This window comes from Acinetobacter sp. ANC_7513 (genome assembly GCF_056779915.1).
In genome coordinates this window covers 97632-109787 of record NZ_JBWYIW010000007.1, presented here as the reverse complement: position 1 = coordinate 109787, position 12156 = coordinate 97632, and the positions used below count along the sequence as shown (strand labels likewise).

The window sequence follows — 12156 nt, the reverse complement described above, 5'->3', positions numbered from 1 at the left end:
ATCCTTCTAAAGTCATTTTCGTGCTAAATATTATTGCTAATATTTATACTGCCGCAGCGATCACTTGATCTGTGCTCAAAACACCTTGATCAATTAAACGATTTGTACATGCAATAATTCCTTCAATAGATGAAGTCACGATGTTGTCATGTACACCAGCACCGAATGCTGATTTACCTGTACCTTTGACTTGAAGTTCAATTAGTGCCAACGCTTTAGCATTTGCACCAGAACCAATGCTACGTTCTTCATAGTTCACAACATCGATTGGCAACTGTAAAGCATCTAAAATTGCAGAGATTGGTCCGTTGCCTTCACCACGTAGATGTTGAACTTGACCACCGACTTCAATATCTAATTCAATGACTTGATTGCCATTTTCATCAGATAATCGATAGTTTTTCGCGACATAATGTTTATCTTTCTGATTTACATATGTACTTTGGAATAAACTCCAAATTTGCTCAGCAGAAACTTCTACGCCTTCTTCGTCAGCTACCTGTTGCACGACTTGCGAGAACTCAATTTGTAAGCGACGTGGTAATACGACGTTGTAGTTCGACTCTAACAAGTATGCGATACCACCTTTACCTGATTGTGAATTGACACGAATGACTGCGTCATAATCACGTCCCAAATCTTTAGGATCAATTGGTAAGTAAGGCATGTCCCAAATTTCTTCGTTTTTCTGGAACTCAAAGCCTTTTTTAATCGCATCTTGGTGTGAGCCAGAAAATGCAGTAAATACTAAATCACCCGCATATGGATGACGTGGATGAACGGGTATACCTGTACATTCTTCAATAGTAGAAATGATTTCATTAATATTTGAAAAATCTAGATTTGGAGCGACACCTTGGGTATACATATTTAATGCAATCGCTGCAACGTCAACGTTACCTGTACGTTCACCATTACCAAATACACAACCTTCCACACGATCAGCACCAGCCATGATCGCTAACTCGGATGCTGCAATACCGCATCCACGGTCATTGTGACAGTGTACAGAAATAATGACACCATCGCGGCGTTGTAAGTTGCGATGCATCCATTCAACTTGGTCAGCGTAAACATGAGGCCCAGAAACTTCAACAGTCGCGGGTAGATTCAAGATAACTTTATTATCTGGGCGAGCATCCCAAATTTCAGTGACTGCATCACAGACATCTTTTGCAACTTCTAATTCAGTTGCGGTAAAGCATTCAGGAGAGTATTGGAACACCCATTCAGTTTCAGGGTATTGCGCTGCATATTCTTTCACTTTTTGAGCCGCATTCACCGCTAAGGCTTTTGCACCCGCTACATCAACATTCAATACTTTTTGGCGGAATGTTGGTGAGTTTGAATTATAGATATGCACAATTGCACGTTTTGCACCTTGTAATGATTCAAATGTACGTTGAATCAAGTGATCACGAGCTTGAACTAATACTTCGATATAGACATCATCTGGAATATGATTTTCTTCGATTAATTTACGGGTAAAGTCAAAATCAATCTGTGAGGCAGATGGAAAGCCAATTTCAATATGTTTGAAACCAATTTTCACCAACATTTGGAACATTTTGAATTTTTGTTCGATGTTCATTGGTTCGAAAATAGCTTGGTTACCATCACGAAGGTCGGTGCTCATCCAGATAGGCGCTTTATTAATTTCGTTATTTGGCCATTGACGGTCAGGTAAGTCTACACGTTGGTACATGCGACGGTATTTTTTGCTTGGATCAGCCAACATCATGAGATAACTCCTTTCATAGCACAACATGCTTGGGTCTTGTGTAAAGGCACTGCGCTATTTATATCGATTGTGTCTATTCTATCAATTTACAAGTGGCTTACTGCATCATTTTGCTGAATTCTCTAAAAATCTTTTGAATATATAGAGCTTAGCTATACCGTCACAGTGCTTGTAAATTCTTTCTTTTATTATAGTGCGATCTTCAAGAGAATTATTCCCTGATTTAGATCAAAGTATGATGAATGTGAAATTTTTTTTCACAATATATTTTTTTTTAATAAAATTTTTCATTATAAAAATTAACCATGAAAAATAAATTAGAGTTCTGCCCATTTTCGAATTAAATTGTGATAGAGGCTCGTGAGTTTGATGACTTGCTCATGTTGATCCCCTAATGCCATACGAAGTTGCTGAATAGATTGATCTAAAGTAAATAACATATGTCGATTTGAATCATCTCGAATCATACTTTGTACCCAAAAAAATGATGCCAAGCGACAACCCGATTGGATAGAAGTGACCTCATGTAAGCTAGTAGATGGATAAAGTATCAAATCTCCTGCAGGGAGTTTGACTTCGTGATAGCCATAAGTATCTTCAATGACTAATTCACCGCCGTCATATTCGTGCGGATCACTCAAGAATAAAGTACAAGATAAATCTGTTCTCAAGCGTTCTTGTGAGCCTTGAACTCTGCGAATCGAATTGTCGACATGAAAACCGAATGATTGATGCTGTTCATAGCGATTAAACAGAGGAGGGATGATATCTAGTGGAATTGCTGCTGATAAGAATAAAGGATGTTGACCTAGGGATTCTAAAATAATATCACCTAGATGTTTGGTCAGGGGATGATCATTGGAAAGTTGCTGATTATGTTTCACTGTCGCAGAGAGTGTTCCAGCTGTTACCTTTCCATTGACCCAATCTACTTTAGACATTTCTTCACGAAAATATCGAACTTGTTCAGGGCTTAGAATATTTGGAATATGATGAATCACTACGATCACTCACTGCTTTAGGTGATGAAAAGCATAGCTTGTATAGAGCTATGCTGAAATGAAATTAAAACTTGAAATTTAAAGACAATACAGCATTTCGACCTTCAGCTTCAGTTGCATAATGCGAAGCATAAGCTTTCGTGAAATAACGTGTATCTGAGAGATTATTGACGTTCAATTGAAGATCAATATCTGAATTTACTTGATAGCGAGCCATGGCGTCATAACGAACATAGCCTGGTACAAATTTGGTATTTGCAGCATCTCCATACACTCGATCCATAGCTAAAACACCAGCACCTAATTGTAATTTAGGGAGAACTTGGTAAGTTGTCCACAAAGTGGCAGAGTGTTTTGCGACATTTTGGACTTGGTTACCATTAGTTGGGCTAGCCGAATAACTTCCATCGCTATTTTTGACATAACCTGCATCAATAATTTCACTATCTAAATATGTGTATCCTGCAGATAAAGCCCATTTATTTGTGATATTGCCGTTTAAGCCTAATTCAACGCCATCAACACGTGTCTCACCAATATTTCTTGTAAATCCATCACTATCTAAAGCGCGAGTATTTTCTTTTTCTGTACGGAAAATAGCAGCTGTGAGATTAATTCTGTTATTCAAAAGGTCCCATTTGGTTCCGATTTCATAGGTTTTGACTTCTTCAGGTTTGAGGTTGTTAATTGCTCTTGCTTGTGCATCAGTCGTATTTCGTCCTGGGACACTTAACCCTTCTGAACCATTACCAGCATCGATTCCAACGGGATTAGCTGAAGTCGCATAGCTTGCATAAATTGATCCATTTTCTCTTGGTTTAAAGGTTAATCCAGCTTGATAATTGAAGAAATCGTGTTTTGAATTATATTTTGTTCCTGCTTGAATTGCTGAAGTGCCTGAACCAGTATCTTGATTGTATTTCATTTCAGTTTCGAATTCATCCCAGCGAATACCAAGGTCAAGGAGCCACTGAGGATTAAGCTCAATATTATTTAGGGCATATACTGATTGTGTTTCAGATTTAATCTTCATGACATTTGGATTAGCTTGAACTTTACCTAGCCAAGCATCATTCGAATTGGGGTTATAAAGATCAGTACACCAACCATTTGAAATATTTAATGAGCATGCATTATTAGCACCACTACCGCCTATTAACGTGGTATTAGGGTCGGTTACAATGTTTGTGCCGCGTTCAGAATCTTGTTTACTGTATTCAGCACCCAAATTGAAATTATGTTTTATGATGCCTGTTTGGAGTTTACCTGTTAATGCGAGTTGATCTGTAAAACTGTCAGTGGTTGTTAGGTTGGTATTTAGACGACGCCAAACTTTTCCATTTGCGACGTTGCCCTGACTGTCATCTGGTTGAGTCCATAAGTAATTATTTTTTGATTTGCTATAGACAGCAGTATTAATCAAGCTTAGATTTTCGCTAAAATCGTGCTCTAGCTTAAGGGTCCCACTTTGATTTTCTTGCTTTTGAAAATCACGATTTAACCAACCGTAGTATGTACCCTGTTTAACATCAACGGGTGAGCCGACAGTCGCTTTTCTGTCAGTGTCGTATTTATATGGAATACCTGAATCTGGCTTATCATCAGACTTTAGGTAGTAGTAGGCTAGTGTCGCTCGAGTGGGCGTCTCTAACCCAAAGCTAATACTTGGTGCAATACCAGCACGTTCATATTCAGCGCCATTATGTTGTCCCGCTTTTTCATTCTGGTGACCCATTGCCACGACACGAGTCGCAATACCATTCCCAAAATCTTTATTTGCATCTAATGTGATACGTGCATAAGCATCAGTACCGCCAGCAACAGAGCCTTGGAAAGCATCTCCAGATTTGGCTAATTTGGAAATTAGGTTAATACTACCACCCGTAGAACCTCCACCACCTAAAGTAGAGGCGGAGCCTTTGGTGACTTCAACCTGTTCAACGGCAAACATTTCTCGGTTTTGAGAAGTAGAGTTCCTCACACCGTCAACGTACATTGAACTTTCAGAGTTATAACCACGGATAAATGGACGGTCACCATTTGGGTTGCCACCTTCGCCCGCACCAAGTGTAATTCCTGGAATAGTTCTTAAAGCATCAGACAGCGTAGTCACTTGAGTATCTTGTATCTGTTTTTGAGAAATAACAGAGATTGATTTGGGAGTATCGAGTAGGGGAGCAACGTATTTAGCGTTTGAGGATTTGTCGACTTTAAATGACTGCTCTGATTGAGCCTCTGATTTAATTGTTTCTAAATGCGCTGTATCTTCTTGTGCGAAAGTTTGACCTGAAATAACAGCCAATGACGTTGCTATTGCAGATGAAACGATTTTTTTACGTGTCGTGATAAAGGCCATGTTCAACCTGATATGAATTTGTTTTCAGGTTGAGAATAATAATGATTCTTTTTTAGCTTTAACGGGTCTTAAAATTGATATTTGCGATTTAAGTTAAGCTAAATAACGGAAGCTTAAATGTAATAATGTAATATTTTATGTATAAGTAAATGAATTTAAATAATATTGGAAAAATTAAAGTTTCTACATTTTTGTATGGCTATTTTTGATAGGGAATTAAATTTTAATAAAATAAAAAACCCTGCTAGCGCAGGGTTTTACTAGAGAGAATCTACCTAGAATTAGAAATCATATGAAATAGATAACCAGTAGTTACGACCAGCTAAGTATGTGCCTTCAGAGCTACGTCCAATTGAAAGATATTTATAAGCTTGTTGAAGATCGCCGTTAATATCTACATATTCCATATTTTGAGTAAAGTCTTTATCCAATAGATTGTTTACTGCAGCATTAATACGAATTTTATCGTTCAGTTGATAACTTGCACCAAGATTAAATAAATTATAACCAGAAAATTCGTTATTGGTTTGTTCCAAAATACTAATTGAGCCAGCGTCTGTAGGTTCACTAGTAAATCGAGGACGACCAGATTGATATTCATGTTGTAACCATAGGTCTAAAGAGTCATTAATGTGCCAAGTAGATGTTAGGCTAGCTAAATGTTTCGCAGTAGACTCTAAAGCATATCCTTTGTCTTGACCTTTAGTTATTTCTGAATCGGTATAGGTGTAAGCCGCTTTTAAGCTCCATTCTGGAATAATTTGATAATTTAGGGATGTCTCTAAACCATAAATTTCTGCTTCATCCGTGTTGAAACTCTTGCTATAAGAAGTTGCTTTATCACTAAGATTAGAGCAATCATTGGTGTTACAACTGAACGTTCTAGAAACGATCTTGTCTTCAACAACGTTGAAGAATGCAGTTGCTGTAAGGTTAAAATTATCAGAAGGTTGATAATTAAATCCAAGCTCATAGTTGATTGATGTTTCAGGATCTAAATCTGGATTTCCAAGACTCGGTGTAGCACCTTGACCACTATAACCATTGATTCCGTCGTAAAGATCCTTAGCGGATGGTGTTTTATAACCTGTACTTACGCCACCTTTGATCGTTAGTGCATCATTGGTGTTCCAAACTAAATAAGCCCGCGGACTAAATTGTCCACCAAATCCGCTATGATCTTCGAAGCGACCACCGAATGTGAAAAATAAGTTGTCTTTGAGTTGCCATTCATCTTCAGCGTAGAGAGACCAAGTATCCTGTGTAAATTCTTTTCCTATACCTGCAATATCATCTGCAATGGTTGTATCTTTGTATTCAGTACCAACTGTCAATTTATGACTTTTGATTGGTGCAACAATATGAGAGTCAATCACAAGATCTTTATTTTCGAGTTTTCGAGCTTGACCTGCTAACTCTGGGAATGCATCTGTTGGAATGGTGCGACCTTGGGTCTCTGTTGTGTTATGGCTTAGATAAGTTTTCCACAAACCAAAATCATAGTTACCATCATGACCAAGTGCAAATTGAGTTCGATTGAACTCAAGCTCATCGTTATAGCCTGCGATACCACCACGAGAAATAAAGTTTCCTAAACGTTGATCTGTGTTGTCATAGCGTTGGCTAGAATAAAAACCATCGATCCATAAAGCATTTTGTTCATCTAATTTAAAGTCTAATTTTGCACCATAATCATAATTATCTGCTTTACTTGGGCGTGGATCACGGCTAGTCGAACCCTCAACAATACGTTCAGAACGTTGACGATCCAAATAGCTACCTCTTAATTGTAAACCTAAGCGGTCATTAATAAGTGGACCATTAATCACAAAACTAGATTTCCAAGAGTCTGCTTCAGCATTACTTTCCATAATGTTGCCACTCGTTGTGACATTTGCTGACCACTGATCTGCAACTTTTTTAGTAATGATATTGATCACACCACCCATTGCTTCTGAACCATAGCGAGTAGCCATTGGTCCACGGATAACTTCAATTCGCTCAATAGCGGCTAGAGGCGGTAAAAAACTATTAGAGGTTTCACCAAAGCCATTAGGTGTTACATCTGATGAGGTTGTTTGACGGCGTCCATCAATAAGAACTAAGCTATAGTCATTACCAAGACCACGCATCTTAACGTTAAGGCCAGATGTTTTCCCAACTCCAGAACGAATATCAATACCAGGGACATCTGATAAAAGATCAGCGATGCTTGTCGCATTTTTCTTTTCAATATCTTCTTTAGTTACAACACTAATAGATGCAGGTGCATTTTTAATATCCTGCTCAAAACCCGCAGCAGAAACGACAATTGTCGAAAGTTGATGAGCACTACTTTCATTTGTGGTATTTGCAAATGTTACACCGCTAGACAAAGCGAATAATGCAACTGTAAGAGGTTGAAGCTTAAACTTACTCATATTATGTTCTTCCGCTGGTATGAGTGATGCTTGAGGGCATGATCAAATTTGATGCAAATATTAATGATAAACTTTATCATTTGCAATAAAAAACAAACAATAATTAAGAAATATGAATTGAATATGGTCAAACCTTGTGAGCAAAAAAAATATTCTCAGGTTCATAAAAAAGATGGTTTGAAAAAGGTATTTTGTATATCTTTGATTGTTGTCATATAATGTGGCACTTTAAAAATTGCAATTACTATTTCTATATCGAGGAAGCCATGCAAGTAACTTCTGAAGCGGTTTCGGGCGTAGCCCGTCGTTTAAATGTATCTGTACCGACGAGCCGTGTTAATGAGCAATTCGAAGCTCGTTTAAAACGTACTGCTAAAACAGTTAAGATCAACGGCTTCCGTCCAGGTAAAGTGCCTTTAAATGTTGTTCGTCGTGAATACGGCGCGAGCATTTACCAAGAAGTGGTAAATGATGTTATTCGTGACACAGTATTCGAAGCAATTCAACAAGAGAAAATCAATGCTGTAGGCATGCCTAACATTGAAAAAGTTGAAAACAAAGAAGATGCTTTAGTTTATGAAGCTACTGTTGAAGTTTATCCAGAAGTTTCAGTTAAGTTTGACGGTTTAGAAGTTGAACGTAAATCTACTGAAGTAAATGATAAAGATGTAGATCAAATGATCGAAAATCTTCAAAAGCAACGCGCGACTTGGACTGAAACAAAAGGCATGGCTAAAAAAGACATGCAAGTTACTTTTGATTTCGAAGGTTCTATTGACGGCGAAAAATTTGAAGGTGGTTCTGCTGAAGACTTCAAACTTGTATTAGGTTCTGGTCGTATGATCCCTGGCTTCGAAGACGGTATCGTTGGTATGAAGAAAGGCGAAGAGAAAGTAATTGATGTAACTTTCCCTGAAGATTACCAAGCAGAAAACCTTGCAGGTAAATCAGCTCAATTCAAAATCACAGTTAAGCTTGTTGAAAAACAAAAGCTTCCTGAGGTAGATGCTGAATTCCTAAAAATCTTTGGTTTAACTGAAGAAGAAGGTGTTGAGAAGTTAAAAGCTGACGTTCGCAAAAATATGGAACGTGAAGTGAAAAACGGTCTTCGCAATCAAGTGAAAGGTGCAACTTTTGATGCGCTTGTAGCTGCAAATGAAATTGAAGTACCTGCATCTATGTTGTCTCAAGAAATTGACCGTCAACGTCAACAAATGATCCAACAGTTTACTCAACAGTTTGGTGCTCAAGGCGCTAAAGCATTTGATTCAAGCATGCTTCCAGATGAATTATTCAAAGAGCAAGCTGAAAAATCAGTAAAATTAGGTGTTTTGGTGAGCAGTATTCTTGCTGAAGCAAAAATCGAAGTTGATCAAGCACGTGTAGAAGCTTATATCGAAGATATGGCGACTTCTTATGAAGATCCTACAGAAGTTATTGAATACTTCAAAAATGATAAGCAACAACGTGCACAAATCGAAGCTGTTGTTTTAGAAGACCAAGTTGTAGATCACATCTTAGCGTCTGCTAAAGTAACTGATAAAGCTGTTAGCTATGAAGAATTGTTGAAAGAACAACAAGCTCGTCAACAAGGCTAATCGGTTATCCGAAGGAAGAGGCGCTTAACGCGCCTTTTTTCTTGTAAAAAATATGGATCAACTTGTCCTGTATTCACAAAGCCTAATCAAAAAATATCTGATATTTAATGGTGAATATTTTGCATTTTCGACAATTATCCCTCATATTGTGAAAATGTATTGAGTGACAAAAAATTCAGGAATAAATAACGTATGTATGTTCCAACAATTGATAATGCTTTGGTTCCAGTTGTCGTAGAGCAATCATCTCGTGGTGAGCGTTCTTTTGATATTTTCTCGCGTCTTTTACGTGAACGTGTAATTTTCTTAACGGGTGAAGTTGAAGACAATATGGCGAACTTAATCGTTGCGCAAATGTTGTTCTTAGAAGCTGAGAATCCAGAAAAAGATATTCATCTGTACATTAACTCACCTGGTGGTTCAGTGACTGCGGGTATGGCAATTTACGATACGATGCAATTCATCAAACCAGATGTCGTGACATATTGTATGGGCCAAGCAGCCTCAATGGGCGCTTTTTTATTGAATGCTGGTGCTAAGGGTAAACGTTACTGCTTAGAAAACGCTCGTGTTATGATTCACCAACCATTGGGTGGTTTCCGTGGTCAAGCTTCAGATATTGAAATTCATGCACGTGAAATTCTATTTATTAAAGAGCGTTTGAACCGTCTAATGGCTGAACACAGTGGCCAAGATTATGAAACTGTTGCACGTGATACAGACCGTGATAACTTTATGACCGCTCAAGCTGCAAAAGAATATGGTTTGGTCGATGAAGTTTTAACGAAACGTCCGCAACTTTAAGCTGTAAAGCATAGAAATTTATTTGGAGTGAAGATGTCTGAAAATCCTCAAGGACAAAAGCATTGTTCATTTTGCGGTAAAACGCAGTCTGAAGTGGGTAAACTCATTGCAGGCGAGGACGCTTACATTTGTAATGAATGTGTAGATGTATGCTTAGATTTAGTTCAGACGAGCCAGCAAGTCGAAACTGGTGAATGGGCAACTCGTCCATTACCTAAGCCGCATGAAATTCGTGCAGCTTTAGATCAATATGTGATTGGTCAAGACACTGCGAAAAAAACGCTCTCTGTTGCGGTATATAACCACTATAAACGTCTTAAAGTGACTCAATCAACTGCAAAGTCAGAAGATCGTGTAGAACTTGCTAAAAGCAATATCTTACTCATAGGACCAACAGGTTCGGGTAAGACTTTGTTGGCGCAAACTTTAGCGCGCTTATTAGATGTGCCATTTGCGATGGCTGATGCAACGACATTAACTGAAGCTGGTTATGTTGGTGAAGATGTTGAGAATATCGTTCAAAAATTGCTACAAAAAGCAGATTACGATGTTGAGAAAGCACAGAAGGGTATCATTTATATCGACGAGATCGATAAGATTACCCGTAAGTCTGAAAATCCTTCAATTACACGTGATGTCTCAGGTGAAGGTGTTCAACAAGCGCTTTTAAAAATGATCGAAGGTACGGTAGCTTCAATTCCACCTCAAGGTGGTCGTAAGCATCCACAGCAAGAGTTCATTCAAATTGATACGTCTAATATCCTGTTCATCTGCGGTGGTGCATTCTCTGGTTTGGAGCGTGTCGTGCAACAGCGTCAAGAAAAAGGTGGAATTGGTTTCACTGCTGACGTGAAGACTAAAGATGATTCTAAGAAGTTATCTGAATTATTTAGTCAGGTAGAAGCTGCCGATCTTGTGAAATTTGGTTTAATCCCTGAATTCATTGGTCGTCTGCCAGTGATTGCAACGCTCGAAGAATTGGACGAAGAAGCATTAATGCAAATTTTGACTGAACCAAAAAATGCATTAACGCGTCAGTATCAATACTTGTTCGAAATGGAAGATGTTGATCTATTATTTGAAGATTCAGCATTGCGAGCTGTTGCGAAAAAAGCACTTGAGCGTAATACAGGTGCACGTGGTTTACGTTCAATTCTTGAAAACGTCTTACTCGATACGATGTACGATTTACCAAGTCGCTCTGATATTGGTACTGTTGTGATCAATGAAGCTGTGATCAATGAAAATGCTGAACCAGAATATCGAACTGAGCGCCAACCTAAACAAGAACAACAAGTTGAAGAAAAGGTCGATTTAAAGATTTTAGATACTAAATCTGCTTAATTGATTGTAATTCATCTGAAACGCGTAAAAAGTCCCACTTTTTGCGCGTTTTTTGTTTTTAATCTCGGATTGAGATGATAATCTAACGATAACAAAAATATGACATAGAATAAAAAGTATTCGTGATGAGGGATAATCATGCGATCAAGCGTAGCAGTGTGTGCTTTGAGTCTGTTTCTTGTGGCATGTCAGACACATAAAGGGCTTAACGATAATAATCAAACTCATGTGGTTTCAACGTTAAAACCGGTAGATTTTAGTGAGAAAAAAACTTTTGTATCTCAGAAGCTAGCTCAATATAAAGTTGCAGGATTTGATCTGGGCTCATGGGTAAATCAAAAACCAGGACAGTTTTTCAGCCGTGTAAAACCTCAACATCAGCAAGCCGCAGTGTTGTATCTGTACCGTCCTGATAGTAAGTGGAATCGTCAGGAAATTATTGCACCGAGTTTTTTTCTAAATGGTAAGCGCATTCCGAGTTTAATCAGCAATCATTATTATTGGATAGAGCTGGCTGAAGGGGATTATCAACTTAGTATCAGTCGACCTTTAACTGTGATGCATTTTCAAAAACCTTTGGTTGCAAGTTTTAGTGTTAAAGCGGGGCAGCAGTATTTCTTAAAATATGAAGAAGAACAGTTTCGAGGTGGACCAAATGGTAGTGAAGATCTCCTCAGAGTTGGACCATTGATGCAAATGCCAACAAAACAGGCATTAAGAGAAATTGGCATGACTCAGTTGAAAACGCCTGGGCTTAACTATGTTGCCGTTATTCAACCGAACGGAACATTGCAAAAATCAAAAGAAAAAATTAAAAATAAAGAATATAAAGCCAGTGATGATGTGCGCTTAACAGAACCTTTTAAGATATATGATCCACGCACATGGTAAC

Annotated in this window: 8 protein-coding genes; 4 read left to right on the top strand and 4 right to left on the bottom strand. The window is 38.1% G+C overall.

The annotated features are described in order from the left end of the window. Positions 1–43 precede the first annotated feature (43 nt). The 4 genes from leuA to AC1M9B_RS09190 form a co-directional block, all read right to left on the bottom strand. Positions 44–1741 carry a 2-isopropylmalate synthase gene (leuA, locus tag AC1M9B_RS09205; RefSeq protein ID WP_035265262.1) on the bottom strand — a complete coding sequence of 566 codons (1698 nt, stop codon included), beginning with the start codon at positions 1739–1741 and terminating at the stop codon, positions 44–46. A gap of 317 nt (positions 1742–2058) precedes the next feature. After that, positions 2059–2742, bottom strand: a complete 684-nt coding sequence (locus AC1M9B_RS09200) for a Fe2+-dependent dioxygenase (protein ID WP_180028368.1) — start codon at positions 2740–2742, stop codon at positions 2059–2061. Positions 2743–2806: 64 nt separating this feature from the next. After that, a complete protein-coding gene (locus tag AC1M9B_RS09195; protein WP_481608976.1) occupies positions 2807–5098 on the bottom strand; it encodes a TonB-dependent receptor in 2292 nt (763 codons plus the stop codon). Between the two features lie 281 nt (positions 5099–5379). Continuing rightward, the gene (locus AC1M9B_RS09190; protein ID WP_035265267.1) at positions 5380–7518 is read right to left on the bottom strand and encodes a TonB-dependent receptor domain-containing protein; all 2139 of its coding nucleotides are present in this window, start codon (positions 7516–7518) and stop codon (positions 5380–5382) included. Positions 7519–7784: 266 nt separating this feature from the next. Between AC1M9B_RS09190 and tig the strand changes: the two genes are divergently transcribed. The 4 genes from tig (at position 7785) to AC1M9B_RS09170 (ending at position 12155) form a co-directional block, all read left to right on the top strand. Beyond that, complete coding sequence (gene tig / locus AC1M9B_RS09185) at positions 7785–9116, top strand: trigger factor (protein ID WP_481587580.1); 1332 nt, start codon at positions 7785–7787, stop codon at positions 9114–9116. A 192-nt stretch (positions 9117–9308) separates the two neighbouring features. Further along, positions 9309–9920, top strand: a complete 612-nt coding sequence (clpP, locus tag AC1M9B_RS09180) for an ATP-dependent Clp endopeptidase proteolytic subunit ClpP (protein WP_035265270.1) — start codon at positions 9309–9311, stop codon at positions 9918–9920. A gap of 33 nt (positions 9921–9953) precedes the next feature. Next, positions 9954–11264, top strand: a complete 1311-nt coding sequence (gene clpX, locus AC1M9B_RS09175) for an ATP-dependent protease ATP-binding subunit ClpX (protein WP_035265272.1) — start codon at positions 9954–9956, stop codon at positions 11262–11264. A 138-nt stretch (positions 11265–11402) separates the two neighbouring features. Further along, positions 11403–12155 carry a DUF2846 domain-containing protein gene (locus AC1M9B_RS09170; protein ID WP_481591561.1) on the top strand — a complete coding sequence of 251 codons (753 nt, stop codon included), beginning with the start codon at positions 11403–11405 and terminating at the stop codon, positions 12153–12155. The last annotated feature ends 1 nt before the right edge of the window (position 12156 follow it).